At 75.5% G+C, this 26,794-nt stretch carries 18 protein-coding genes and 1 pseudogene; 12 read left to right on the top strand and 7 right to left on the bottom strand.

Annotated elements, in window-relative coordinates:
• The first annotated feature begins 95 nt into the window (after window positions 1-95).
• Complete coding sequence (locus tag ACFXGN_RS15470) at window positions 96-1,511, top strand: HEAT repeat domain-containing protein (RefSeq protein WP_384858650.1); 1,416 nt, start codon at window positions 96-98, stop codon at window positions 1,509-1,511.
• Window positions 1,512-2,677: 1,166 nt separating this feature from the next.
• Window positions 2,678-6,412 carry a hydantoinase B/oxoprolinase family protein gene (locus ACFXGN_RS15465; protein WP_384858648.1) on the top strand — a complete coding sequence of 1,245 codons (3,735 nt, stop codon included), beginning with the start codon at window positions 2,678-2,680 and terminating at the stop codon, window positions 6,410-6,412.
• 3 nt (window positions 6,413-6,415) lie between these two features.
• On the opposite strand, the gene ACFXGN_RS15460 is transcribed toward ACFXGN_RS15465, so the two are convergent.
• Genes ACFXGN_RS15460 through ACFXGN_RS15450 form a run of 3 tightly spaced genes read right to left on the bottom strand, consistent with a single transcriptional unit; the run spans window position 6,416 to window position 8,801 of the window.
• A complete protein-coding gene (locus ACFXGN_RS15460; RefSeq protein WP_384858646.1) occupies window positions 6,416-7,279 on the bottom strand; it encodes a biotin-dependent carboxyltransferase family protein in 864 nt (287 codons plus the stop codon).
• Window positions 7,276-8,001, bottom strand: coding sequence for a 5-oxoprolinase subunit PxpB (pxpB, locus tag ACFXGN_RS15455; protein WP_384858643.1), 726 nt, complete (start codon window positions 7,999-8,001; stop codon window positions 7,276-7,278). The genes ACFXGN_RS15460 and pxpB overlap by 4 nt, the downstream gene beginning before the upstream one ends.
• The gene (locus ACFXGN_RS15450; protein ID WP_384858641.1) at window positions 7,998-8,801 is read right to left on the bottom strand and encodes a LamB/YcsF family protein; all 804 of its coding nucleotides are present in this window, start codon (window positions 8,799-8,801) and stop codon (window positions 7,998-8,000) included. Before ACFXGN_RS15450 ends, pxpB begins: the two co-directional genes overlap by 4 nt.
• Window positions 8,802-8,957: 156 nt before the next feature.
• Here ACFXGN_RS15450 and ACFXGN_RS15445 point away from each other — a divergent pair, with 156 nt between their 5' ends.
• The 5 genes from ACFXGN_RS15445 to ACFXGN_RS15425 all read left to right on the top strand — a co-directional run bounded on the left by ACFXGN_RS15445 (window position 8,958) and on the right by ACFXGN_RS15425 (window position 17,838).
• Window positions 8,958-9,668, top strand: coding sequence for a GntR family transcriptional regulator (locus ACFXGN_RS15445; protein ID WP_384858639.1), 711 nt, complete (start codon window positions 8,958-8,960; stop codon window positions 9,666-9,668).
• A gap of 69 nt (window positions 9,669-9,737) precedes the next feature.
• Window positions 9,738-11,282 (top strand): hypothetical protein, encoded by a 1,545-nt coding sequence (locus tag ACFXGN_RS15440; RefSeq protein WP_384858636.1) that lies wholly within the window; start codon window positions 9,738-9,740, stop codon window positions 11,280-11,282.
• Between the two features lie 380 nt (window positions 11,283-11,662).
• The gene (locus tag ACFXGN_RS15435; RefSeq protein WP_384858634.1) at window positions 11,663-12,223 is read left to right on the top strand and encodes a hypothetical protein; all 561 of its coding nucleotides are present in this window, start codon (window positions 11,663-11,665) and stop codon (window positions 12,221-12,223) included.
• Complete coding sequence (locus tag ACFXGN_RS15430) at window positions 12,220-13,119, top strand: hypothetical protein (protein WP_384858632.1); 900 nt, start codon at window positions 12,220-12,222, stop codon at window positions 13,117-13,119. The genes ACFXGN_RS15435 and ACFXGN_RS15430 overlap by 4 nt, the downstream gene beginning before the upstream one ends.
• 39 nt (window positions 13,120-13,158) lie before the next feature.
• The gene (locus tag ACFXGN_RS15425) at window positions 13,159-17,838 is read left to right on the top strand and encodes a hypothetical protein (RefSeq protein ID WP_384858629.1); all 4,680 of its coding nucleotides are present in this window, start codon (window positions 13,159-13,161) and stop codon (window positions 17,836-17,838) included.
• A gap of 208 nt (window positions 17,839-18,046) precedes the next feature.
• On the opposite strand, the gene ACFXGN_RS15420 is transcribed toward ACFXGN_RS15425, so the two are convergent.
• Window positions 18,047-18,415 carry a hypothetical protein gene (locus tag ACFXGN_RS15420; RefSeq protein ID WP_384858626.1) on the bottom strand — a complete coding sequence of 123 codons (369 nt, stop codon included), beginning with the start codon at window positions 18,413-18,415 and terminating at the stop codon, window positions 18,047-18,049.
• 436 nt (window positions 18,416-18,851) lie between these two features.
• On the opposite strand from ACFXGN_RS15420, the gene ACFXGN_RS15415 reads away from it, so the two are divergent.
• The 4 genes from ACFXGN_RS15415 to ACFXGN_RS15400 are packed head-to-tail and all read left to right on the top strand — an operon-like array spanning window position 18,852 to window position 23,316.
• Entirely contained in the window at window positions 18,852-21,851 is a 3,000-nt protein-coding gene (locus tag ACFXGN_RS15415) for a nitrate- and nitrite sensing domain-containing protein (protein ID WP_384858625.1), read from the top strand.
• Window positions 21,848-22,294 (top strand): roadblock/LC7 domain-containing protein, encoded by a 447-nt coding sequence (locus tag ACFXGN_RS15410; protein WP_351795414.1) that lies wholly within the window; start codon window positions 21,848-21,850, stop codon window positions 22,292-22,294. Before ACFXGN_RS15415 ends, ACFXGN_RS15410 begins: the two co-directional genes overlap by 4 nt.
• Before the next feature lie 10 nt (window positions 22,295-22,304).
• A complete protein-coding gene (locus ACFXGN_RS15405; protein WP_384858622.1) occupies window positions 22,305-22,730 on the top strand; it encodes a DUF742 domain-containing protein in 426 nt (141 codons plus the stop codon).
• Window positions 22,711-23,316 (top strand): ATP/GTP-binding protein, encoded by a 606-nt coding sequence (locus tag ACFXGN_RS15400; RefSeq protein ID WP_384858620.1) that lies wholly within the window; start codon window positions 22,711-22,713, stop codon window positions 23,314-23,316. Before ACFXGN_RS15405 ends, ACFXGN_RS15400 begins: the two co-directional genes overlap by 20 nt.
• Window positions 23,317-23,406: 90 nt before the next feature.
• On the opposite strand, the gene ACFXGN_RS15395 is transcribed toward ACFXGN_RS15400, so the two are convergent.
• The 3 genes and pseudogenes from ACFXGN_RS15395 to ACFXGN_RS15385 form a co-directional block, all read right to left on the bottom strand.
• Window positions 23,407-24,564 (bottom strand): lipid-transfer protein, encoded by a 1,158-nt coding sequence (locus ACFXGN_RS15395; protein WP_384859166.1) that lies wholly within the window; start codon window positions 24,562-24,564, stop codon window positions 23,407-23,409.
• Between the two features lie 176 nt (window positions 24,565-24,740).
• A pseudogene (locus ACFXGN_RS15390) lies at window positions 24,741-25,184 on the bottom strand (Zn-ribbon domain-containing OB-fold protein); the annotation flags it as partial.
• Window positions 25,185-25,265: 81 nt separating this feature from the next.
• Window positions 25,266-26,087 carry a M15 family metallopeptidase gene (locus ACFXGN_RS15385; RefSeq protein ID WP_384858618.1) on the bottom strand — a complete coding sequence of 274 codons (822 nt, stop codon included), beginning with the start codon at window positions 26,085-26,087 and terminating at the stop codon, window positions 25,266-25,268.
• A 59-nt stretch (window positions 26,088-26,146) separates the two neighbouring features.
• On the opposite strand from ACFXGN_RS15385, the gene ACFXGN_RS15380 reads away from it, so the two are divergent.
• The gene (locus tag ACFXGN_RS15380) at window positions 26,147-26,656 is read left to right on the top strand and encodes an NUDIX domain-containing protein (protein WP_384858616.1); all 510 of its coding nucleotides are present in this window, start codon (window positions 26,147-26,149) and stop codon (window positions 26,654-26,656) included.
• Window positions 26,657-26,794 lie beyond the last annotated feature (138 nt).

Genomic DNA, 26,794 nt, shown 5'->3' with positions numbered 1-26,794 from the left:
CCGCACGACCTAGGAGTACGGGCCGCTCAGCGCCCTGCCCCGGTCATCCCGGCATCCCCCGGTCGTGTCGACAGCTTGATGTGAGGCGTCTCCCCATGTTCGAACCAGTCATAGCGCCGAGCGGCACTCTGCTCGGCCTGCTGCAGAGGGGCCGCGGCGACGGCACCCTGCACGCGCTCGCCGCGCCACGCGCCGAGGCCCTCGCGGCCCTCAACCACTGCGTTCTCGACGATCCCCGCCACGACTGGCAGGTCGAGAACCGCTCCCTCTACTACGCCCGTCTCTACCTGGACCTCCACGGAGGTCTCGACGAGATCGAGGCGCACCTCTTCGGTGCCGAGGACCGTCTCGACACCGAGGAGTCCAGGACCGGGCTCGCGCTCGCCGTCCTCGGCCACCTCGCGTCCTACGGACGCCAAGATGCCCTGCTCCTGCTCCGCCGCTACGCGGCGACCGGCACGAACTGGGCCTGGGCCCTGGACGAACTGGCGCTCCGCGACGACGACACCGGACTCCGCGCGCTCGCCCTGCCCGTGCTGTCCCGGTTCCCGGCCGACGCGGAGGGCGCCGCCGAACTCGCCGCCGTCGTCCGTGACGCCTTCGAGCCCCGCCCGTGGCGACTGTGGGCGGAAGACCCGCGCGAAACCGTCGGCGCCCGTGTCAGGGCCGCCGGGGAACAGGGCTCCTTCGACCGCTGGCAGCGCCAGATGCGTCCTTCGGGGCCCCGCCCCGGCTGGAGCGTGCGCGCCGTCCTCGACTGGGCGCAGGAGGGGTACGAACGCGGAGCCGTGCTGTACGGGCCCGCCGCCCGCTGCCTCACCGCCGTCGCGGGACCCGAGGACCGGCCCGAACTGCTCGCCGCCGCCCGGTACGGCGCGGTGGGAGCCCGGGGCGCCGCCCTGCACCACCTCGCCGAGTCGCGAGATCCCGCCGTCCTCGATCTCGTCGAGGCAGCCGCCGACGGGGACTCCCACGAGGTCGCCGAGGCCGCCGTCGCCGCGTACCGGCGCATGTGCGGCGAGGACGCCGTCGCCCGCGCCCGCGCCTGGGTGCGCAGGACGGACGCCCTCGGTGTCGCCGCCGCCGACGTGCTCGCCTGCCGTGGTACCGCCCAGGACTCCCCCTCCGTCCTCGGCGCACTCCGTGGCACCGTCCGCTCCGCCGGTCCCGACGCGCCCGCCCTCGCCGGGCTGGTCGACGGCGCCGGCCGCCTCGGGATCGCCTGCGCGGCCCCCGTGCTGCGCCATGTCTACCGTGAGACGACCTCCTCCCAGCTCCGTGGTCGGGTGGCCCGCGCGCTCGCCGCCACCGACCCCACCTTCGCGACCGGTTTCGCGGTCGAATGCCTCTGGGACTGCGAGGAGACCACCCGCGAGGTCGCGGCCGGGCACGCCGAGACCGGGGACGTGCGCGTCGCCGAGCGATTGCGCCGCCTCGCCGCGGACCCGGCCGAGGAGGCCGAGGTCCAGACCGCCGTGCGCAACCGGATAGGCCCGGACCTCCAGGTCTGACCGGTCCCCTCCGGGGCGGCGCGGCCCGCGGTGGAACCCTCCACCGCCGTGGCCCCGCCCCGGAGCGGCGACCGACCGGCCGTGCCCCGGCGGTGAGGCTCCGCCCCGGGAACGAGCACCTGGGGGCATCGCCGGGACGAGCCCCGGTCGGGGCGGGCACCGGTGGTCGGGGCGGGCGTCCGGTCGTACGAGCTGCCGGTCGTACGAGCCGTCGGTCCGTACGAGCCGTTGTCCGCGCGAAACGCTCATGGGGTGTTCCCTCCCCGTCCGGATCCATGGCGTCGGGGACCCGCCGAACGCGATGACGACACCCGTATGCGTGTCGTCACCGTCACCGAATCCTTCTCCTCCCCCCTCCCGACGTCAGCGAGGTGGCGCATCGCGCCCTGCGGACCGCGCGCCACCTCGTCCGGCGGGGCCATGCCCTCTTGTCATCGCCGCCCGCCGTCGCCGCCCCCGTCGTCGCCGACCCGGCGGCCGACGCCGACGCCCCCTGCCCGGTTGTCGGGTGCTCTCTCCCGCTGTCCGGCCATCCGCGGGTCCGCGTCGCCCGCCACGGCTTCGGCATCGGGGCCGTCGCCCGCCACCCGTGCGAGGACCGCGCCGACCCGGACGCCGCCGGGGCCGTACTCCCGACCGCGTGTCTGCCCGTCCCCGACCGGAGCCCGTCCCCGGTCGTCTGCCCGTCCCCGGCCGGATGCCCGGCCTGTCGCCGCCGCTGGTCCGTCCGCCCGCCCGTCGCCAGCGGACCGTCAACGCCGTCGCGCCCGCTCTCATCGCCCGGTACGGAGCCGTCCATCCGCACCTCGCCTACGAGGCGTGGGCCCGGGGCCGCGCGCTGTGGAGCGCCCGATCGGCCGCATCCGGGGGAGCGGGAGCACCGGGCCGTCGCCGTGGGCTTCCACCGGCTCCTCGTGGGCCCCGGGCCCGCCCATGGCGCACCGCCCGCCCGGGAGCCCGCCCCACCGCCGCGGCCCGCGCGGAAACCCTCCTCAGGCTCGCCACCGTCGGCCCCGGACGGGTCCCGCGCCGCAGCACCTCGCTCCCGCGGCTCCGCCCGCTCGCCGCCGCCGAACCGCGGCACCCGGCCGACGGCGCCGGCACCGGGCCGCTCCACGCGGCGTGGACGCCGCCCCCGTCACGGCTCCCGCGGTCACAATGGAGGGATGAACGACCGCTGGGAGTTCTGGATCGACCGGGGCGGCACCTTCACGGACGTCGTGGGGAGGCGGCCCGACGGGCGGCTCGTCACCCGCAAGGTGCTCTCCCACGACCCGGCCCGCCGCGCGGACGCCGCCGTCGCCGGAATCCGCCTCCTCCTCGGCCTCGGGCCGGACGACCCCGTCCCCGCCGACCGGGTCGCGGTCGTCAAGATGGGCACCACCGTCGCCACCAACGCGCTCCTGGAACGGCGGGGCGAGCCGACCGTCCTGCTGATCACCGAAGGCTTCCGGGACGCCCTGCGCATCGCCTACCAGAACCGGCCCCGCATCTTCGCCCGGCACATCGTGCTGCCCGAAGCGGTCTACGCGCGCGTGATCGAGGTCCCCGAACGGATCGACGCGCACGGCCGGGTCGTCCGGCCGCTGGACGAGACCGCCGTCGCCGAGGCACTGGCCGTGGCCCACCGCGACGGCCTCCGCTCCGCCGCCGTCGTCCTCCTGCACGGCCACCGGTACGCGCGGCACGAGATCCGGACCGGAGCCCTCGCCACCGCTGCCGGATTCACGCAGGTCAGCTGCTCGCACGAGGTCAGTCCACTCATCAAACTGATCCCGCGCGGGGACACCACCGTCGTCGACGCCTATCTGTCGCCGATCCTGCGCCGGTACGTCGACGAGGTCGCCCGCGAACTCGCCGGAATCCGTCTCATGTTCCTCCAGTCCAACGGAGGGCTGCGGGAGGCCGCCCACTTCCGGGGCAAGGACGCCGTCCTGTCCGGACCGGCCGGTGGTGTCGTCGGCATGGCCCGCACCTCGGAGCGGGCGGGCCACGACCGGGTCATCGGTTTCGACATGGGCGGCACCTCCACCGATGTGTCGCACTACGCGGGCACCTTCGAGCGTGAACTCGGTACACAGGTCGCCGGGGTCCGGATGCGGGCACCGATGATGAGCGTCCACACCGTGGCCGCGGGCGGCGGCTCCGTCCTCCACTACGACGGCCGCCGCTACCGGGTGGGACCCGACTCGGCGGGCGCCGTCCCCGGGCCCGCCTGCTACCGCCTGGGCGGCCCGCTGACCGTCACCGACGCCAACGTCATGCTCGGCCGGGTCCAGCCCGCCCACTTCCCCGCCGTCTTCGGGGAGACGGGCGACCGGCCCCTGGACGCCGACGTCGTACGGGAACGGTTCACCGCCCTGGCCGGGGAGGTGGGCGGCGGCCGGACCCCCGAGGAGGTCGCCGCCGGTTTCCTGGAGATCGCCGTCCTCAACATGGCCAACGCGGTCAGGAAGATCTCCGTCCAGCGCGGCCACGACGTCACGAAGTACGCCCTCACGAGCTTCGGCGGCGCCGGGGGCCAGCACGCCTGCGCCGTCGCCGACGCACTGGGCGTCGACACCGTCCTCGTCCCTCCGCTGGCCGGGGTCCTCTCCGCGTACGGCATCGGGCTGGCCGACGCCACCGCGATGCGCGAGCGGTCCGTCGAGGCCGGACTCGACGACCCCGGCACCCCCGCGCGCGTGACGGCCCTCTGCGCCGAACTCGCCGCCCGGACCCGCGCGGAGCTCCGCTCCGACGGCCTCGCGGACGAGGCGATCACCACGCACGCGCGCGTACTCCTGCGCTACGAGGGAACGGACGCGAGCCTCTCGATCGACCTCGCACCCCCGGAGCGCCTGAAAAGCGAGTTCACAGCCGCACACCGCGCGCGGTACGCCTTCACCATGGACCGGCCCCTCGTCGTCGAGGCCGTCTCCGTGGCGGCCGTCGGCCGCGCCGGACCCCACGGCCCCGTCCACACCGCCCCGACCACCGACCCGCCACAGCCCACCCCGGCCACCGGCACCGCAGAGACCGCCCCGACCACCGGCACCCTACGGACCGGCCCGACGCCGGGAACGGCACCGGCCGGACCCCCCGTACCGCACACCACCGTCCGGATGCACAGCGCCGGAACAGCGCACGAAGCCCCGCTCCACCGGCGCGAGGACCTGCGGCCCGGCGACACCGTGGACGGGCCCGCGCTCCTCGCCGAGACCGACGCCACCACCGTCGTCGACAGCGGCTGGCGGGCCACCGCCACCGGCACCGGACACCTCCTCCTGCGCCGCGTCGCGCCCCGCCCCGCACGCGTGGCGGCCGGGACGGACGCGGACCCGGTCCTCCTGGAGGTCTTCAACAACCTCTTCATGGCCATCGCCGAGCAGATGGGCGTCCGCCTGGAGAACACCGCCCAGTCCGTCAACATCAAGGAACGCCTCGACTTCTCCTGCGCGCTGTTCGACGCCGAAGGCAACCTCATCGCCAACGCGCCCCACATCCCCGTCCACCTCGGCTCCATGGGCGAGACCGTCGGGGAAGTGCTGCGCCGACGCGCCGACGACCTGCGCCCCGGCGACGTCTACGCGGTCAACGACCCGTACCACGGGGGCACCCACCTGCCCGACGTCACCGTCATCACCCCGGTCTTCGACGACGCCGTGCCCGCCACCGGCGGCCCACGGCTCCGCTTCCTCGTCGCCTCGCGCGGCCACCACGCCGAGATCGGCGGGATCACCCCCGGTTCCATGCCCGCCTTCAGCCGGACCGTGGACGAGGAGGGCGTCCTCTTCGACAACTGGCTGCTGGTCCGCGACGGACGGCTGCGCGAGACCGAGACCCGGGCGCTGCTCACCCACGGCCCGTACCCCTCCCGGGACCCCGGCACCAACCTCGCCGACCTGCGGGCCCAGATCGCCGCCAACGAGAAGGGCGTCGAGGAACTGCGCCGGACCGTGGAGGAGTACGGGCTCGACGTCGTCCAGGCCTACATGCGGCACGTCCGCGCCCACGCCGAGGAGTCCGTCCGCCGGATCGTCGCCCGCCTCCACGACGGCACCTGCCGCTACGAGACCGACGACGGCGCGGTCGTCCGGGTGGCCGTCCGCGTCGACCGCGAACGCCGCTCCGCCGTCATCGACTTCACCGGCACCTCGCCCCAGCTCCCCGGCAACGCCAACGCCCCCACGGCCGTCGTGACGGCCGCCGTCCTGTACGTCTTCCGCACCCTCGTCGACGAGGACATCCCGCTCAACAGCGGCTGCCTCGAACCCCTGGACATCCGCGTCCCGCCCGGCTCCATGCTCGCGCCCGTCGCCCCGGCCGCGACCGTCGCGGGCAACGTCGAGACCTCCCAGGCCGTCACGGGCGCCCTCTACGCGGCCCTCGGCGTCCAGGCCGAGGGCTCCGGCACCATGAACAACGTCACCTTCGGCAACGCGCGCGTGCAGTACTACGAGACCGTCGCCAGCGGTTCGGGCGCGGGCGACGGCTTCGACGGCGCCGACGCCGTCCAGACCCACATGACCAACTCCCGGCTCACCGACCCCGAGGTCCTCGAATGGCGCCACCCCGTCCGGGTCGACGCCTTCTCGGTACGGGAGGACGGCGGCGGGCACGGCCGGTGGCACGGCGGACACGGGGTCGAGCGCCGCCTCCGCTTCCTGGAACCCATGACGGTGGCCCTGCTCACCGGACACCGCAGGATCCCCCCGTACGGCATGGCGGGCGGCGAGCCCGGCGCCCTCGGCGAGAACAGCGTGGAACGCGCCGACGGCACCGTGGAGCGCCTCGCCGGGCGGGCGACCACGGAGGTGGGTCCCGGCGACGTCCTCGTGCTGCGCACCCCCGGCGGCGGTGGCTACGGCCCGCCGCCCCGGAGCCCTCGCGGCGCGGACCCCGGCGGCGCGCCGGACTGAGCGTCAGCGCACCGGGACGAACCGCACCGGCGTCCCCGGGACCGCCTGCGCCGCCGCGCCCAGATCGGCCTCCCGCACCACGCCGACCACCGGATAGCCCCCGGTCGTCGGATGGTCCGCGAGGAACACCACCGGGCGCCCGTCCGGCGGCACCTGCACCGCGCCCAGGACCATGCCCTCGCTCGGCAGCTCGCCCGGCACCGCCCGCTCCAGGGCCGGTTCTCCGAGGCGCAGCCCCACCCGGTTGCTCGCCGGGGACACCCGGTACGCGCGCGTGGCGAGGGTCCGCAGCGCCGGGCCGGTGAACCAGTCGTCGCGGGGCCCGAACCGTACGCGCAGGACCAGCACGTCCGGCGGGCCCGGCCACGGGGGCGTGTCCACCGGTCCCGGCGCCCCCGCGACCGGCCCCAGCGGCAGCACCGCGTCCGCCGTCAGCGGCGCGGGACCGAGCCCCGACAGCAGGTCCGTGGAACGGCTGCCGAGCACCGGCTCCACGTCGACACCGCCGCCCAACGCCACGTACGACCGCAGCCCGCGCACGGCCGCGCCGACCTCCAGGACGGCCCCCGCGGGCACCCGCAGCGCGGACCCCCAGGCTGCCGGGCGCCCGTCCACCCGTACCGGGCAGGGCGCCCCGCCCACCGCGACGGTCACCGCTCCGCGTGGCCGCAGCGCGCAGCCGTCCACCGTGGTCTCCAGGACGGCGGCCGTCTCCGGATTGCCGACGAGCCGGTTCACGAGCCGCGCGGCCACCGGGTCGAGCGCGCCCGAGCGGCCCACCCCCACGTGCGCGTGGCCGGGGCGGCCCAGGTCCTGGACCGTGGTCAGGGCCCCGGCCCGTACGACGGCGACGGTCCGGTCGCTCATCGCCCGCCCTCCGCCCCGGCGACGGACCCCGAGGCCCCGTCCGCCGACGGGCCCCGCCCGGGAACCGCCCCGGTGGACCCCTTCCGCCCGGGAAGGCCCGCCTCCGTGAACCGGACCCGGGTGCCCGGCGAGAGCAGCGCGGCCGGTCGACGGTCCGCGTCCCACAGGACGGCGTCGGTCGTGCCGATCAGCTGCCAGCCACCGGGGGAGGAACGCGGGTACACGCCCGTGTACGGGCCCGCCAGCGCGACCGATCCGGCGGGGACGGAGGTGCGCGGTGTCGCCCGGCGCGGCACCGCGTACCGCTCGCCGAGCCCCGTCAGATAGCCGAAGCCCGGAGCGAAGCCGCAGAAGGCCACCCGGAACTCGGCCGCCGTGTGGAGGCGCACCGCCGCCTCGACGGACACCCCCCAGTGCGCCGCGACCTCCGCCAGGTCGGGACCGCCGTACCGGACCGGGATCTCGACGGCCCGGCCCGCGCGCGCGGGGACCGGACCCGGCTCCCAGTCGGTCAGCTCGGCCGCGAGCCGCTCCGGGTCCGCCACCCCGTCGAGCAGGACCGTCCGCGCGGCGGGCACGATCTCCCGTACGGCGGGCAGCGTCCCGGCCGCCCGCCGCCGCAGCAGCCCGGCGTGGAACGCCTCCGTCTCCTCGCCGTCGCGCAGCTCCACCAGGAGCGCCCGCTCGCCCACCCGCAACACGCGCGTGCCGGAGCCCGTCATGCGAACGCCTCCACCCGTATCCCGGCGGCTTCCAGGCGCTCCCGCACCCGCCGGGCGAGGTCCACGGCGCCCGGGGTGTCGCCGTGCAGGCACAGCGACCGGGCCCGCACGGCGACCGTTTCGCCGCGGTGCGCCGTGACCACCCCGGACCCGGCGAGGGCCAGCGACCGCTCCACGACCGCCTCCGGGTCGCTGACGACCGCGCCCGGCTCGCCGCGCGGCAGCAGGGAGCCGTCCGCCCGGTACGCCCGGTCGCCGAAGGCCTCGGCGACCACCGGCAGCCCCGCAGCCGAGGCCGCCTCGTGCAGCCGCGACCCCGGCAGCCCCAGGACCGGGAGCGTCCGGTCCGCGAGCAGGACCCCCGCCACGACCGCCGTCGCCTGTTCCCCGTCCCGGACCACGCGGTTGTACAGCGCGCCGTGCGGCTTCACGTACGAGACGCGGGAGCCCGCCGCGCGCGCGAACACCTCCAGGGCGCCGATCTGGTAGGCCACCTCGGCCGCCAGCTCCGCCGCCGGGACGTCCATGGCGCGCCGCCCGAAACCGGCCAGGTCGCGGTAGGAGACCTGGGCCCCGATCCGCACCCCCCGCGCGGCGGCCAGCTCGCAGACCCGGCGCATGGTGGCCGCGTCCCCCGCGTGGAAGCCGCAGGCGACGTTGGCGCTGGTCACCACCGAGAGGAGCCGCTCGTCGTCGGTGAGCGTCCAGCGGCCGAAGCCCTCGCCGAGGTCGGCGTTCAGATCGATCGAGGGACCGGCCGGGGCCTCCTCGGCCGGGTGCGGGCTCGGGGGCGTGCGCATCTGCACCTCGCGGGGGGAGCGTGCCGGGGACGGCACGGGGGACCGGGCGGCGGGGACCGTACGGCGCCGTCAACGTAGAGGATCGTTCAACAATCCGACAAGACCTCCGGTCGGCCGCGTACGATCCCGCACACGACGTACGAGGAGGAGCGCGCCGTGGCGGTGGGCGGAACCGGGGACCTGGCCGACGACCGGGAGCCGCTCGGCCGGACCGGCACGGCGGAGCGGGTCGCGGACGTGCTGCGCACCCGGATCGCGGAGGGCTGGTTCCCGCCCGGCACCCGGCTCTCCGAGGACGCCCTCGGCGGCGCCCTCGGCGTCTCCCGCAACACCCTGCGCGAGGCCTTCCGGCTCCTCACCCGCGAACGGCTCCTCGTCCACGAACTCAACCGGGGCGTCTTCGTCCGGGTCCTGGCCGTCGAGGACGTCGACGACATCCACCGCACGCGCCGCCTCGTCGAATGCGCCGTCGTACGCGGTCTGGGACGGCCGCCGTACGCCCTCGACGGGCTCACCGCCGCCGTGACGGCGGGCGAGGGCGCCGCCCACGCGGGCGCGTGGGCGGACGTCTCCACCGCCAACATCCACTTCCACCGCGAACTCGTCGCGCTGGCGGGCAGCGCGCGCACCGACGAACTGATGCGGGGCGTCCTCGCCGAACTCCGCCTCGTCTTCCACGTCGTCGGCGACCCCCGGCCGCTCCACGAGCCCTACCTCGCCCGCAACCGGGAGATCCTGGACGCGCTGCGCGCCGGGGACCGGACCACGGCGGAACGCCTCCTCGCCCGCTACCTCGACGACTCCCGCGCCCGCGTCACGGCCGCCTACGCGCGGGCCGTGGAAGCCCCGGGGGGCCGTGCGGGCTGAGCCCCCGGGGCCGGGTCCGCATCTGCGCCGTTTCGACCGTTGTCAGTTCGAGGACCTAATCTGTCCACCGTGACTTCGCCTGCCTCGACGGACCTCGCTCCGCCCCAGCTCAGCGCGGGGCCGCGGCCCGCGCAGGGTCCGGCCGCCGACGAAGGGCTCGCGCGGCGCCTGCGCGCGCTCGCGTGCACCGCCCCGCTGCACGACCTGGACGCCCGCAAGGCGAACCTGGCGGGCGAGTACACGGTCTACGCGATGGCCGAGGTGGCCCTCGCCGCGATCGACCTCATCACGCTCAACATGGACTTCGACACCGGCGCCGACCACGAGCAGATAGTGGCCAGGCTGCTGCCCCGCGTCGCCGCCCAGGCCCCCGGGCGGCCCGCCGCCGAGCACGAGCGGGTGGCCCGCTGGGTCCTGGAGAACCTGATCAACGTCGGCAGCGTCGACCGGGGCTTCCGCGCGGTCTACGGCACCTTCGGCACCGACGGGGCGTACGTCCGCAGGGACTACGACTTCAAGCTCATCGAGGAGGTCCCCGGCTACGGCGGCGGGGTGTACCTCCGCACCACCGACGAAGCGGTCAACGTCCTCGTCGGGGCCCTCGACACGGACGTCACCAGCGCCCAGATCGCCGCCGAGGTGAAGCTGGAGGTCCTGATCAACCGGGGCCGCCTCGCCGATGCCCAGCTCGCCGCCGAGCAGGCCCGGTACCGGACCGTCCAGTACGCCGAGACCCTCCGCAGGACCCTGGAGGCCACCCGGCGCAACGTGCGCGCGGTGGACTGGCTCCACGCGGTCCCGGACATGATCGCCGAGGCCCTCGACCACGTCGCCGACCGCTACCGCCACGAGAACGCGATCCTCACCAACATCCGCCGTGTCCGGGACGAGGCGGAGGTCGCGTCCGACGCCAGGACGGCCGAGCACAAGCGGCGCGCCGCCGAACTCGTCGACATCGTGAAGGACTGCATCCGGCGCCACACCCAGCTCCAGTCCCGGCTGCTCGACGCCGGACCGCTCTTCCGCGCCGAGCAGGACCGGCAGGCGTTCGCCGCCCCCACCGTGTACACCGGGCTCGACCTGTACGGACAGCTCGTCGCGCCCACCCTGCCGCTCCCCGTCGAACAGGCCGCCAGGGTCACCGACGCGTTCTTCGCCCGGGGCACCGGACTGCGCACCCCCGCCTCCGTCCGCCTCGGCGACCTCGTCGACCTGCTCCTCACCCCGCCCGTCGAGCGCGAGCACCTCGGCGCGGAGATGCCCGAGCCCGACCTCATCGCCACCCCCGACGACTCCCGCTTCAGCGAGGAGCAGCTGAGAGACGCGCTGCGGCTGCTCGACCTGGAGCACGACGCCCCGCGCCGCCTCTCCGGGCTGCTCGCGGAGGCCAGGGACATGGACGCGGAGCTGCCGTACCTGGTCGCGCTCCTCGCCGTGCACGCGGCGAGCCCCCCGGTCGGCACGGCCTACCGGCAGGGCGAGGAGCGCCTCCTGTTCGCCGTCGACGACGGGACCCCGCTGGACGACGCCGAGTTCGGCGGCGCGGACCTCATCGTCGGTACGGCCCTGCTCGACGCGGCGGGCATGGCCGCCGACCGCTCGGAGGCGACGTGACCCTCGTCCCCCCGCCCCCGACGACCGCCCCTCCCGCCCCGGCCCCGTGCCGGGCCCCCGCGCGGCAGCCCGAACCGGCCTCCGCGCGCGTACCGAAGCCGGACCCCGGACCGAAGCCGGCCCCCGGACCGGCCCCGGAGCCGACCCCCCGACCGGCACCGGCCACTGGTCCCGACGCCGTGCGCGGGACCGCGCCCGGCACCGAGCCCGCGCCGGAAGCCGGGCTGACACCCGAGGCCGGGGCCGGACCCGAGGAGGCCGGATCCACGTCCGGATCCACGTCCGGGGAAGCGCCCTGCCCCGGCGAGACGTCCCGGCCCGGGGAAGCCCCCCACCCCGGTGAGACGGCCCACCCCCGCGAGACGCCCGCGCCGGACCCCGTGCCCGGCCACGCGCGCGCGTGCACCCCGGAGACCGCACCCGCGCCGGGCCCCGACCCGGGTGCCCCGCTCGCCCCGGTCCCGGACACCGGGACCTGGACCGCCCCGGACCGGGGCGCGCCGCTCCCGGCCCCCGTGCCCGTACCCCTCCCGACTCCCGGGGGCGGCCCCGCGCCGTCGCACGAGACCGGCCCCCCACGACTTCCGCGCCCCGGGGCCCCGTCCCGCCCCGGCCCCCGTCTCGCCCCCGTCCTCGTCGAGCCGCCCCGAGTCGCGGACGGCGCCGCCGGTGCGGAGGGCGGCGGTGAGCGGTCCGTGCCGGGGGAGGGCGCCGCCCGGCCCCGGCTCGGGGTCGTCGCCGTCCCCGTCGCCCCGCGCGCCGGGGCCGGGCGGCGGCCGGGCCCGCCCACCGTGCGGGCCGTGCGCCTCGCCGACGGACCGGCCGCGCCCGGGGAACGCCCCGGCGCCCCGGCGGCCGTCACCCCCGTACCGCTGCCCGTCCCCAGGGCCGTACCGACCACGCCACCGACCGAGAGCCGCACCGAGGAGCCCCAGCCGTGAGTGAGACCCACGCCGAGCACGCCGACGCGTGGAGCGAGCAGGAGCCCCCGCAGCCCCCGGCCGGTGCCACCGTCCCCGTCACCCCCGCCGACGCCGCCGACGCGGCCCGGCTGGTCTCCTTCGGCCTCCAGCCGAAGCTGCTGCCCGCCCGCGACGCCGAATACGGCGAACTGCTCCGCCGCTACCGCGAGAACCCCGCCTTCGCACGTCTCGCCGACGCCGTCGCCACCGGCCTCGGCCTGATCGTCCTGGAGGTCTCCCCGCGCGCGGGGATGGCCGTCACGGCGGGCGAGGACTCCGTCTTCGCCGTCCGCATGGGCGACTACGCGCGCCGCGCCTCCACCGACTCCGCCGACCGCTTCCTGCACGGTCTGGCCCACCTCGCCGTCGCCACCATGGCCTTCCCCCGCCCCGAGGACCTCGCGGACGACGCGTACATCGGGCGCCTCACGGTCAACGGCGTCGACGCGTTCGTACGCCAGGCCTGTCTGCGGCTCGAACAGCGCGCCGAGGAGCAGGGGGAGAACACCGACCCCGTGACCGGCGCCCCCGGTCTGGAGGCCGCCTGGCGGATCTACGCGCGCCGCAGCGCCACCGGCGCCACCAAGGACGCCCGCCGCCTCGCCGGTTCGACCACCGGCATCGTCGGCAAGGCCGCCGCCTTCCTCACCGACTCCGGCTTCCTCCAGCGCACCGGGGACGAGGGCGGCGGCTCCTACCGCACCACCGCCCGCTACCAGCTCCAGGTCCGTGACATGGCGGGTTCCGCCGCCATGGCCGAACTCCTCGAACTCGGCGTCGTCCCCGTCAGCGACGGCACCGCGACGCTCCTCCCGCCGCCCGAGGGCGACGATCTGGAGCTCGCCGCCGACGCCGGCCTGCCCTTCCACGCGTAACCCGCGCACCACCCGAACGAGACGACGAGAGTCCGACGCATGTACGAGCTGTCCCGGGTCCGCCTCTACTCCATCGGCCCCGCCGGTGCGCGCTACGCCGACACCGTCCTGGACCTGCGCGGGGTCGGCGCCCCCGTGCCCCACCCCGCACCCACCCAGGCGGAGTTCTTCGAGGAGGAACCGGTCGGCCCGCCACGCCGCCCGGCCCCCGCGGGCGTGCTCTTCCTGGAGAACGGCGGCGGCAAGTCCGTCCTCCTGAAGCTGATCTTCTCCGTGATGCTCCCGGGCCACCGCAACACCCTGGGCGGCGCCAGCTCCGGCGTGCTGCGCAAGTTCCTCCTCGCCGACGACTGCGGCCACGTCGCCCTGGAATGGCAGCACACCCTCACCGGGGAACTCGTCGTCGTCGGCAAGGCCAGCGAATGGCGCGGCCGACAGGTCTCCTCCGACCCGCGCAAGTTCGCCGAGGGCTGGTACTCCTTCCGGCCCGGCCCCGGCCTCAGCCTGGACAACCTCCCCGTCGCCGAGGCGACCTCCGTCCGCCCGCCCGTCGAGGGCGCCTCGGGCGCGACCGGCCGCCGCCGCACCATGAAGGGCTTCCGCGACGCGATCACGGAGGCGGGCAAGGCGTACCCGCACCTGGAGGTCTCCTGGGAGGAGATCCACGACCGCTGGAACGAGCACCTCGGCGAGCTGGGCCTCGACCCCGAACTCTTCCGCTACCAGCGCGAGATGAACGCAGACGAGGGCGAGGCCGCGGGCCTCTTCGCCGTCAAGAAGGACTCCGACTTCACCGACCTGCTGCTGCGGGCCGTCACCGACACCCGCGACACCGACGGCCTCGCCGACCTCGTCGGCGGCTTCGGCGACAAACTGGGCCGCCGCGCCGAACTGACCGCCGAACGCGACTTCACCGCCGGTTCCGTCGACCTCCTCGGCCGGATCGTCGAAGCCGCCGCGACCCGCGCCCAGGCGCGCGAGATCCACACCGCGGCCGAGCGCCGCACCCGTGGCCTCGTCCGCCGCCTCTCCGCGCGCGCCACCGAGGAACGGGGCCGGGGCACCGAACTCGCCCAGTCGGTCACCTCCGCCGCCCACGCCGTCGCCGAGGCCGAGACCGCACGCGGGCACGGGGCCCTCATCGCCGCCGAACTCGCCTACCGGCACGCCTCCCTGGCCCTGGCCGCCGCAGAGAAGGGCGCCGCCTCCCAGCGCCGCGAACTCACCGACGCCCGCACCGCGCACTCCGCCTGGCAGGCCGCCGAGGTCGTCCTGCGGCACCGCGCGTCCGGCGACCGCTCCGCGCGCGTGGCCGCCGCCATCCGCGAGGCCGAACGGGACGCCGCCCCCGCCCTCGCCGCCCGCTCCCTGGCCGCCGCCGGCCTGGTGAGGGCCCTGGCCGCCGCCGCCGAGGAGGGCGGACGCCACGCGGCCGAGGAGGAGGAACGCTCCAGCGCCCTCCAGGAGGTCGGCGAGACCGCCCACCGGGACGCCACCTCCGCCGCGACCGAGGCCCAGCGCGCCCGCAGCGAGGCCGGACACCTGCGCCAGCGGCTCGCCGAGGTCGAGCAGGAGACCGCCGAAGCGGTACGGGCCGGCTGGCTCGACGACTCCGCGCCCGACGCCGACCCGGCCCGCGCGGCACTCGCCGCGAGCGACGCCGAGAAGACCACCGTCGCCGCCTGGGACACCGCCCGCGAGGCCGCCCGCACCGCCGCGGACCGCGCCCGCGAGAGCGCCGCCGCCGAATCCCGCGCCGAACTCGCCGCGGCCCGCGCCGCCGACGCGGCCGAGGCCGCCGGGAACGCCTACGACGCGGAGCGCCGCGCCGCCGAACTCCTCGCCACCGAGGAGCGCCTCGCCGAACTCCTCAGCCTCCCCGCCACCGGCTCCCCCCTTCCCGGCCAGCGCGCCGACGGCGGCGACCGGGACCCCGGCGCACCCGCCCCGGACGAGGGCCCCACCGGAGACACCGCGCCCCAGGGCCCGCTCACCGTCACCGAGTTCGACCGGTACGCCGACGAACTGCGCGGGATGCTCGACCAGGCCGTCGCCTCCGCCGAGCGCCAGCTCTTCGACCTGCGCACCGCCGCCGCCGACGACTCCCGCATCCTCGGCGCGCTCGGCGACGGCGGACTGCTCCCGCCCGGCCCCGACGTCCTCGCCACCGTCGAGTACCTCGGCGAGCACGGCATCCCCGCCCTCCCGGGCTGGCGCTACCTCGCCCAGGCCGTCGACCCGGCCGACCACGCCCGGGTCCTCGCCGCCCGCCCCGAACTCGTCGACGGCGTCGTCATCACCGACCCCGTCTCCTACGGCCGCGCCCGCGACGTCCTCGGCACGGCCGCCCTGCTGCCCCGCTCCGCCGTCGCCGTCGGCACCGCCGCGGCCCTGCTCGCCCCCGTACCGGCGACCCACCCGGCCGACGACACCGGCGTCTTCCTCGTACCGCCCAACCCGGCCATGCACGACGAGCACGCGGCCGACGAGGAACGGCACGCCCTGCGCGCCCGCGCCACCGCCCGCGACGAGGAGATCCGCTCCCTCGCCGCCCGGCTCACGGGCGACCGCTCCCTCGCCTCCCGCATCGGCGCCTGGCGCGCCGACTGCCCGCCGGGGATGCTCGCCGAACTCGCCGCCGTCGCCACGACGGCCCGGGAGACCGCGGAAGCCGCGGCCACCACCCTCGACGAGACGCGCGCGGTCCGCGCGGAGGCCGACGAGACCGCCGCCGAGGCGTCCCGGACGCGCGACGAGCGCCAGGAGGCGGCCCAGCGCGCCCGCCGGGCCGCCGACGCCCTGGCCGGACTCGCCTACCGGCTGCGCGAGCGCTCCGCCTGGCAGGCCAAGCTCCGCGAACTCGCCGACGACGCCGCCGAGGCCGAGGCCCGCGCCCAGACCTGTCTGGAACGCGCGCGCGCCGCCGACGAGGACCGCCGCGCCGCCCAGCGCTCCGCCGACGACGCCCACCGCACCGCCCGCGCCCTGCGGGCCGAGCGCGCCGAGATCGCGGGCGCCCCCGACACCCTCCCCGAGGAGGACCCGGACGCCCCGCGCGTCGCGCTCCCCACCCTCCGCGAGGCCTACCGGGCCGCGTCCCAGCTGTACGAGAAGGTCGGCGTCGGCGCCGACCTGCGCGCCGAGCAGGCCCGCGCCGAGAGCGACGAGTCCGCCGCCCTCGCCGAACTCGACCGCCTCACCAACAAGGTCCGCACCCGCGCCGAACAGCTCCTGGAGTCCACCGACGGCGCCGACGGCCCGTCCCGGCAGGCGGCGGCGGCCCGCGCCGAGGCCCTGGTGCAGATGCTGGAGATCCGCGCCTCGGAGGCCAGCGAGAAGCTGGGACGCCTCCGGGGCGAGGCCGAGCGGCTCGCTCCCGAGGACGGCGGGGCGCACACCGCCCTGCCGGACGAGCGGGTGCCCGCCGACGCCGAGCGCGCCCAGGCCCTGCTGCGCACCGCCACCACCGAACTTGCCGCCCGCACCGACGCCCTGGAGGCCGCCCGCGCGGCCCACGCGGGACTCCTGCGGGACCACCGGGCCGCCGAGGACGCGGCGGGCGGCTTCGACGAGACCGCCGCCCTCCTGCGGGACCTGCTCCGCGACCACGCCGACGAGGAGCGCGAGGAGACCGAGACCTACCGGGGGACCCTGGAGGAGGCCCGGACCACGGCCGCCGAGACCCGCCGCACCCTGCGCGGCTGCACGGCCGAACTGTCCGCCGCCGACGCCTCCGTGCGCGAGGCGAGCGACATCCTCGTACGGCACGCCAACTCCACCCGGTACGAGCAGGTCCGCACCCCGGCCCGCCAGCAGATCCGCGAACTCCCCGCCTCCGCGCTGCCCGAGCACGCCGCCAAGTGGGCGCAGGCCTTCGCGCCCCGGCTGCGGGTCCTCACCGACGAGCTGGAACAGCTGGAGCGCAACCGCGACTCGATCGTGGACCGGCTGCGCGGACTCGTGGAGTCCTCGCTCGCCACGCTCCGCTCCGCGCAGCGCCTCTCCCGGCTCCCCGAGGGCCTCGGCGAGTGGTCCGGCCAGGAGTTCCTGCGCATCCGCTTCGAGGAGCCCGACCAGGCCACCCTCGCGGAGCGGCTCGGCGAGGTCGTCGACGAGGCCACCCGCGCCGCCGTCAGGAAGAACTCCGACCTGCGCCGCGACGGCATGTCGCTGCTGCTGCGCGGGGTGCAGGCGGCGCTCGAACCCAAGGGGATCTCCGTCGAGATCCTGAAGCCCGACGCGGTGCTGCGCGCCGAGCGGGTGCCCGTGGGGCAGATGGGCGACGTCTTCTCCGGCGGCCAGCTCCTCACCGCGGCCATCGCCCTGTACTGCACGATGGCGGCGCTCCGCTCCAACGACCGGGGACGGGACAAGCACCGGCACGCGGGCACGCTGTTCCTCGACAACCCGATCGGCCGGGCCAACGCCACGTACCTCCTGGAGCTCCAGCGGGCCGTGTCGGACGCGCTCGGCGTCCAGCTCCTCTACACGACGGGCCTGTTCGACACGACGGCGCTCGCCGAGTTCCCGCTGGTGATCCGGCTGCGCAACGACGCCGACCTGAGGGCGGGCCTGAAGTACATCAGCGTCGAGGAGCACCTGCGGCCGGGGCTGCCGCAGCCCGTGGGGGAGGGCGAGAAGATCCACGGCGAGATCACGGCGACGCGCATGTTCCGCCGCCACCAGTCCGACGGCCCGGCCCCCGCGCACACCCCGTAGGGGGCGCGGGACGCGGAACGGCCCGGCCCCCACGAGGGGGACCGGGCCGCTCTTCCGCCCGTACGGGCCGGGGCCGCGCGACGCCGTGAAGGCCGACGGGACCGCCCGCCCTCCGCCCGTACGGGCCGGGGCCGCGCTCCCGCAGGAGACGGACGCCCTTCCCCGTACCGGCGGAAGGCCACCGTCCCGTGGACGGCCGGTCAGACCGTCAGGCCGCCTCCGACAGCGGTACCGTCTCCGTGCGCTCCGCCACGCGCTTGGCGCGCAGCGAGGGACGGGCCGTACTGCTCGGCTCCGACACCACGCCGTTGCGCTGGCGCCAGACCTGACGGGTGATCCACACGTCCAGGACGCTCCAGGTGGCCACCACGGTCGAGGCGACCGCCGTGACCGTGACCGGGAACGCCAGCCAGGAACCCGCCACACTGCAGAGGAACGCCACCACTGCTTGGATCAGCGTCACCGATGTGATCATCACCGCGCGTACCGCCGCGTTGCGCACCGGGTCCGGCATCCGCTGAGTGCCCCGTTCCTCCTCCATCCACAACTGCCGCGCCGACCGCGCCTCGTGTCCCATGGTCCTGTCACTCCCCACCGCTGAACGACTCCAGGGGTGGCTGCCCGCCTTGAGTAGCTTTACGCGGACAGAGACCTCCCCGTACTTATTGACGCACGACCGAGGTAAAAGGTTTCGCCCGACCCCCGTGAAACATGCGACACGAGCGAACCGAGCAGAAAGTTCCAGCCATCTCCCCGAGTAGGCGAAATGGCGTGCCATCAGGTGTCCTGCGCCACAGTGGCCGATCCCAACTCCCCGAATACCGGGACATCTCATGATCAACGCTCACTCGACAGGCTGAAAATAGCCCGGACGTGCCTTCGAGATGGTCTTGATGCAGTAGTAGGCTCGCGCCGCCGTTTGTTGAAACCGAAGGTTGACGCCGCGTGTTGACGCCGGACGTCACCAACGTGAAGGACCCCCGTCACGCGCGGGGGCCGAGCTGGGGGAGGCCATGCGCTTTCGCGGGAAGTCCATCCGCCGGAAGATCGTGGCGTTGCTGCTCGTACCGCTCGTCTCCCTCACCGGGCTCTGGGCGTTCGCCACGGTCCTCACCGGCCGCGAGGCCGACCAGCTCCTCGACGTCGGCTACATCGTCGACAAGGTCGGCTACCCCCTGGAGGACACCGCCCGGGTCATCCAGCTCGAACGCCGCCAGTCCCTGATCTACCTCGCCGACCCCCGGGGCTCCGAGGCGCTCGACTCGCTGCGCGAGACCCGGGAGGCCACCGACCGGCAGATCGCCCGCATCCGCGCCAACGCCGGAGACCCCGGCGTCCGCGAGGAGATGCGGCCCGTCACCGCCCAGCGGCTCACCTCCCTCCTCGAAGCGTTCGACGGCCTCGACTCCCTGCGCCTCTCCGTGGAGAAGCGCGATGTCGGCCGGATCCAGACCCTGGAGTTCTACAACCGGCTCGTCGACCCCTGCTACAGCTTCCTCATCACCCTCCACGCCCTGGAGAACGTGGAGATGGACAAGCAGGGCCGGGCCCTCGTCGGCATCACGCGCGCGCGTGAGCTGCTCTCCCAGGAGGACGCCCTCGTCCTCTCCGCGCTCGTCGCGGGCCGCATCACCCGCGAGGAGATCCGCGCGGTCTCCGACCTGGTCGCCAAGCGCACCCTGTTCTACGAGGTCAACCTCGAAGTCCTGCCCGCCGCCGAGCGCGACCACTTCGAGAAGTACTGGCGCAGCCCCGGCACCCAGCCGCTGCGCGCCGCGGAGAACGCCATCCTCCGGGAGGGCCCCACCGACACCCCGCGCGCCGTCACCGCCGCCCACTGGCAGGACCGGGCGGGCCCCGTCCTCGACGACCTCGCCCGGGAGAACACCGCCGCGGGCGACCGCTACCAGGAGCGGGTCAGGCCCGCCGCGTACAGCGTCCTGCTCAAGGTCGGCGTCGCGGGCGTCCTCGGCTTCGTCGCGCTGCTCGCCTCGCTCGTCATCTCCGTCCGCGTCGGCCGCTCCCTCGTCCGCGACCTGCGCCGCCTCCAGAAGGAGGCCCAGGAGGTCTCCGGGGTCCGGCTGCCCAGCGTGATGCGCAGGCTCGCCGCGGGCGAACAGGTCGACGTCGGCACCGAGGTGCCCCACCTGCGGTACGGAGAGGACGAGGTCGGCCAGGTCGGCCAGGCCCTGAACACCCTCCAGCGGGCCGCCGTCGAGGCCACCGTCAAGCAGTCCGAGCTCCGCCGGGGCGTCTCCGAGGTGTTCGTCAACCTCGCCCGGCGCAACCAGGTCCTGCTGCACCGTCAGCTCACCCTCCTCGACACCATGGAGCGGCGCACCGAGGACACCGACGAGCTGGCCGACCTCTTCCGCCTCGACCACCTCACCACCCGTATGCGGCGGCACGCCGAGGGGCTCGTCATCCTCTCCGGCGCCGCCCCCTCCCGGCAGTGGCGCAAGCCGGTCCAGCTCATGGACGTGGTCCGCGCCGCCGTCGCCGAGGTCGAGGACTACGAGCGGATCGAGGTGCGCAGGCTCCCGCGCCTCGGCGTGGGCGGACCCGCCGTCGCGGACCTCACCCACCTCATCGCCGAACTCCTGGAGAACGCCACGGTGTTCTCGCCCCCGCACACCGCCGTGCAGGTCCTCGGCGAGCGCGTCGCCAACGGCTTCACCCTGGAGATCCACGACCGGGGCCTGGGCATGAACGCCGACGCCCTGCTCGACGCCAACCTCCGGCTCGCCGAGACCCCCGAGTTCGAGCTGTCGGACACCGACCGCCTCGGCCTCTTCGTGGTCAGCCGCCTCGCCCAGCGCCAGAACGTCCGGGTCTCGCTCCAGACCTCCCCCTACGGGGGGACCACCGCGGTCGTCTTCATCCCGGTCGCCCTGCTGACCGACGCGCCCGAGACGCAGGGCGCGGGATTCCGGCTGGACCGCAAGACCCCGGACCGGGTCGGTCCGGCCGACGCCGGTACCGATGGCGCCGACGGCACCGCCGTGCTGCCGAGCCGCCGTCCCGCGCTGGCCCGGGTCCCGGACGTCGTCGAGGTGCCGGGCCCGCTCGACGGCCCCGTCGAGCTCGAAGGACCGGTCGGCGCCGAGGACCTCGACGTGCTGCTCGACCGTTCGGCGGACCTGCTCGACAGCGACAGCGAGCGCGGTGGCCTCTTCCGGCCCCGGCGCGGGCGCCGCACGGGCCCGGGACCGGCCGACGGGCAGCACGGGCAGGCCCAGGACCGTCCGGACGGCCCCGGCGACGGGGAGGACCCGGCCGACGGCCCGGCTCCGCTGCCGCGCCGCCGCCCCACCCCGACCCTGGTGGTGGACCACGGCCGCCGCGTCGGCGAACCAGACCGCGCGGGTACGTCCCAGGACCGGCCCGGCGCCGCCCAGGACCGGACCCGTACGGCCCAGGGCCGTACGGACTCCGTCCAGGACCGCGCCCACGGGCTCCCCGCCCACGACCACGAGCTTCCCGTCCTGGAGCAGCCGCTCACCGGCCGGGCGCACCCCGCTCCGGGACGTCACCCCGGGGGCCCGGACGCCCCCGGCCGGACGGCGGACGGCACCGGCCACCCCGGCACCGGCCACAGGAACACCGGCCACCAGGACACGAGCCACCCCGGCACCGGCCACCCCGGCCACGGTGCCGGACGGGACCAGCGGGGCTCCGGCCCCGCCCTCTTCCCCGTACCGGAGGAGGGTCCCGTCCGGGCGGACGGCCCCGAGCCCTTCGGCGGGCTGCCCCGCCGGGTCCGCCAGGCCAGCCTCGCGCCGCAGCTGCGCGGGACGGAAGGACCGGACGGAACCCGTACGGGTTCCCGCGCCGGCGCCCGTACGGGAAGGGCCGGTTCCGCCGAGGGCCCGGACTCCTTCGAGCGCGACGCCGACGAGGTGCGCGCCCGGATGGCCGCCATGCAGCGCGGCTGGCAGCGCGGGCGCGGCCACGACGCCGATCCGGACGAACCGACAGCACCAGGAACGACACCCGAGGGGGACGGTCGATGACCGCACCGAACGCCGCAGCACCCAGTACGTCCGGTCACGCGCACGGGCACGGCGAGCTGAACTGGCTCCTGGACGAGCTCGTCCAGCGCGTCGGTTCGATCCGGAAGGCCCTCGTGCTCTCCAGCGACGGACTCCCCACGGGTGCCTCCCGGGACCTGACCCGTGAGGACGGCGAGCACCTGGCCGCCGTGGCCTCCGGTTTCCACAGCCTCGCCAAGGGTGTCGGCCGCCACTTCGAGGCGGGCAAGGTCCGCCAGACGGTCGTCGAGCTGGAGGAGGCCTTCCTCTTCGTGACGGCCGCCGGGGACGGCAGCTGCCTGGCCGTGCTCGCGGACTCCGACTCCGACATCGGCCAGGTCGCCTACGAGATGACGCTGATGGTGAAGCGGGTCGGGGCCCACCTCACGACGGCCCCCCGGTCCGGTCTGCCCTCGGGAGGGTGAGCGGGACGGCATGACAGACGCAGCCGAGCGGAACCAGCTGAACCAGGGCCCGACCCCCGGCCACCACCACTGGTTCGACGACGAGGCGGGGCCGGTGGTCCGTCCGTACGCGATGACCCGCGGCCGGACGAGCGCCGCCACCCGTCACCGACTCGACCTCATCGCGCTGGTCGTCCCCGAACCCGCCGCCGACGACCCCGGCCGGGACCAGTCGCTCTCCCCCGAGCACGTGGAGATCGTCGAACGCTGCTCCGAGCAGCCCCAGTCGATCGCCGAGCTCGCCGCGGGACTCGACCTCCCCGTAGGGGTCGTCAGGGTCCTCGTCGGTGATCTCGTCGAGGACGAACTCGTCCATGTGACCCGCCCCGTTCCGCCGGCCGAACTGCCGGACGTGAGCATTCTCCGCGAGGTGATCAATGGCCTTCGGGCGCTCTAGCCGCAAACACCCCTACGTCGAACCGATGACCCTGAAGATCCTCGTCGCGGGCGGGTTCGGGGTCGGCAAGACGACACTGGTGGGCGCGGTCAGCGAGATCAGGCCGCTGCGGACCGAGGAGGTCCTCAGCGAGGCGGGGCGGCCCGTCGACGACCTGCACGGCGTCGAGGCCAAGAGGACCACCACGGTCGCCATGGACTTCGGCCGGATCACCCTCCGCGAGGACCTCGTCCTGTATCTGTTCGGCACCCCCGGCCAGGACCGCTTCTGGTTCCTCTGGGACGAGCTGGCACAGGGCGCGCTCGGCGCGGTGGTCCTCGCGGACACCCGCCGTCTGGAGGAGAGCTTCGCGGCCATCGACTACTTCGAGCGGCGCGGCATCCCGTTCACGGTGGCCGTCAACTGCTTCGAGGGCGCCCGGCGGTTCCCCGCCGAGAGCGTGCGCGGGGCGCTCGACCTCGACCCCGAGGTGGAACTGGTCATGTGTGACGCACGGGACCGCGAGTCCGTGAAGAACGTGCTGGTGGCCGTCGTCGAGCACGCGCTCGTCCTCGCGGACCGGAGCCACGCGACGGCCACCCCCTGAGCGCCCCTCGGGGACCCCGGGGGCCTCGGGCCCCTCACGATCCCTGAGGCCCTCGGGCCCTCGTCCCCCTCACGGTCCTCAGGGGGACGGTCAGCGCACGGCCACCACCGCCGACCCGTGCCCGAACAGACCCTGGTTCGCGGTGATGCCGACCCGGGCCCCCGGCACCTGCCGGTCGCCCGCCGTGCCCCGCAGCTGCCAGGTCAGCTCGCAGATCTGGGCGATGGCCTGCGCGGGCACCGCCTCCCCGAACGAGGCGAGCCCGCCGCTGGTGTTGACGGGGACGCGTCCGCCCAGCGCGGTCGCGCCCTCTCCGAGCAGCTTGGCGCCCTCGCCCGGCGGGCAGAGCCCGATGTCCTCGTACCACTCCAGCTCCAGGGCGGTGGACAGGTCGTACACCTCCGCGAGCGACAGGTCCTCGGGCCCGATCCCCGCCTCCTCGTAGGCGGCGCGCGCGAGGGAGGCACGGAAGGAGTACGGGGCCGGGGCGACGGCCACCGCCGAGTCCGTCGCGATGTCCGGCAGGTCGAGCACCGTCCTGGGGTAGGTGGGGGAGACCGTCGACACGGCCCTGATCCGTACGGGATCGGGGTGCCCGTGCGCGCGGGCGAAGTCCATGCCGGACAGGACGAGCGCGGCCCCGCCGTCCGAGGTGGCGCAGATGTCGAGCAGCCGCAGCGGATCGGCGACCACGGCGGAGGCGGCGACCTCCTCTGCGGTCACCCGGGTCCGGTAGCGGGCCAGCGGGTTGAGCGCCCCGGCCGCCGCGTTCTTCACCTTGACCCGGGCGAAGTCCTCGGGGGTGTCGCCGTACAGCGCCATCCGGCGGCGGGCGGCGAGGGCGAAGTACGCGGGATTGGTGGCCCCCAGCACCCGGAACCGCAGCCAGTCGGGGTCGTCGGGCCGGTCGCCCCCGGCGGGGGCGAAGAAGCCCTTGGGCGCCGAGTCCGCGCCGACCACCAGGACCACGTCCGTGAGACCGGCCAGGATCTGGGCCCGTGCGACCGCGACGGCCTGGGCGCCCGAGGCGCAGGCCGCGTAGACGCTGGTGACCCGGGCGCCCTGCCAGCCGAGGGCCTGGGCGAACGTCGCCCCGGCCACGTAGCCGGGGTAGCCGCAGCGCACGGTGTCGGCGCCGACGACCGAGCCGACGTCGGTCCAGTCGAGCCCGGAGTCGGCGAGCGCGGCACGGGCGGCGGCCGTCCCGTAGGTGACGAAGCGGCGCCCCCACTTGCCCCAGGGGTGCATCCCCGCCCCGAGCACGGCGATGTCGTTCACGACCGCTCCTCCTGTCCGCCCGGGACGGAACCCTGAGATCCGGGGACGGAACCCTGAGGTCCGGGGGCAGAACCCTGAGACCCGGGGACGGAACCCCGAGACCCCGGTACGGAACCCCGAGATCCGGGAGCGGGCCCCTGCTTCCCCCCTAGGGGCCGCCAGTTCCAGGTGGTCCAGATGTGCCGCTCGTCCTCGCCCAGGACCCCGGGCACCACCTCGACCTCCGTGCCGACGGCGAGATCGGCCGTGGTGACGCCGGGCGCGGCCTGCCCGAGGACCACCATCGCCTCCGCCGCCAGTTCCACGGCGACGAGGGTGTACGGCTCCCAGGGGGCGTCCGGGTCGGACACGTAGGGGGCGGGCGGACGGTACCGGCCGTCGGTGTACGACCAGACCCGGCCGCGCGGCGAGAGCGGGACCTCGACGAGTTCCCCGCCCGCGCAGAGCGGATTGCGGCAGGCGTCGTCCTCACGGGGGAAGAACACCGAGGCGCAGGCCGCGCAGCGGGTCCCGAGCAGCCGGAACCGGTCCTCCGGCACGGTGTCGTCGGTGAACCACCCGGCCACCACCGGTCTGCGCGTCCGTGCCATCGAGGTCTCCCGTACCGTCGGCCATCCCGTATCTGACGAACCGTCAGGAGTGTGGCATGGGAGACCGGCCCAGGGAAGACGTCAGTGACCGGCCACCGACCGCCGGGACACCGGGAAGTCGAAGAAGGTGTCGGGGAAGGGCTCCGGCCGGAACGTGAAGTGCCACCACTCCTCCGGAAGGTTCACGAAGCCCTGTCCGGCGAGCACCCCCTTGAGCAGCTGCCGGTTCGCCCGGGGCCCGCCCACGATCCTGGGGTCGTCGGTGTGCGAGCGGGTGTCGAAGCAGTCGTAGCCGGTGCCCATGTCCACGGAGTTGTCCGGGAAGCGCTCCGCCCGGGGCGCGAAGCACTCCACCAGGTCCTCGCCCGGCACGTACGCGCGCGTGGGCGCGGCCGGGAGCCGTACGAGTGTCAGATCCACCGTCGAACCCCTGCTGTGTCCTGACTTCTCCGCGATGTAACCGTCCTCGAACAGCCTCGACTTGTCGACGAGCGGATAGAACTCCCCCTTCATCCGCTCGTCCGCCAGGTCCTCCGCCCAGCGCACGAAGTGGTCGACGGCCCGCTGCGGCCGGTAGCAGTCGTACACCTTCAGCGTGTACCCCCGGGCCAGCAGCCGCGTCTGCGCCCGGCGCAGCGCCTCGGCGGCGGGCCGGGTCAGGACGCACAGCGGCTGCCGGTAGCCGTCCACCGGCGCGCCCACGAAGTTGTGCCCGGTCGTGTAGCGCATCTCCTGGAGGATCGTCGGATCGACCGAGGAGAGCGCCACGAACTCCTTCGGTGCCCTGGGCTCCGGCGCGGCCGAGGCCGGGGGAGCGGGGGCGGTGAGGGCGCCCACGGCGGCGAGCAGCCCGGCCGAGGCCGTGACGGCGAGGGTGCGGAGGGCGGGGACGAGTCCTGTCATGCGCACCGTCTACCAGTTCCGGCAGCGCCGGGAAAGGGCGCACGGGTACGGTCGGCGGTGTGAAGGACACCCGTGACGCTCACTGTTCCTCCTGCGGCGCCGCCCACCGGGCCGCCACGGGGTGGCCCCGCACCTGCCAGGTCTGCGGCGTCACCGCGTACCGCAACCCGCTGCCCGTCGCCGTCGCCCTCCTGCCGGTCACGGACGGCGGCGGTACGGGTCTCGTCGTCATCACCCGCACCATCGAGCCCGCGCGGGGCGGGGTGGCCCTGCCGGGCGGCTTCATCGACCACGGCGAGGACTGGCGGGCCGCCGTCGTCCGCGAACTGCGCGAGGAGACCGGCATCGAGGCCCCCGCCGAGGACGTCCGGCTCGCCGACGCGATGAGTTCCCCGGCCGGGCACCTCCTCCTCTTCGGCCTCCTCCCGCCCCGCGCGGCGAGCGCGCTCCCGCCCTCCACCGCCACGAAGGAGACGAGCGGCCACCACCTGCTCCCCGCACCCCGTGACCTGGCCTTCCCCCTCCACACGAGGGCGATGGCGAAGTGGTTCGCGGGGGAGTACGACTGACGGGACGGGTGTACGGCCCAGCCCACCCCGATACGGCTCCACAGCCGCATGGGCCGCATGGGCCGCATGGGCCGCATGGGCCGCATGGGCCGCATGGGCCGCATGGGCCGCATGGGCCGCATGGGCCGCATGGGCCGC

Source organism: Streptomyces sp. NPDC059247, from assembly GCF_042754005.1.
In the GTDB taxonomy this organism is placed as follows: Bacteria; Actinomycetota; Actinomycetes; order Streptomycetales; family Streptomycetaceae; genus Streptomyces.
Note: the sequence above shows the minus strand (reverse complement) of the source record. Positions and strands in the feature narration are given on the sequence as shown.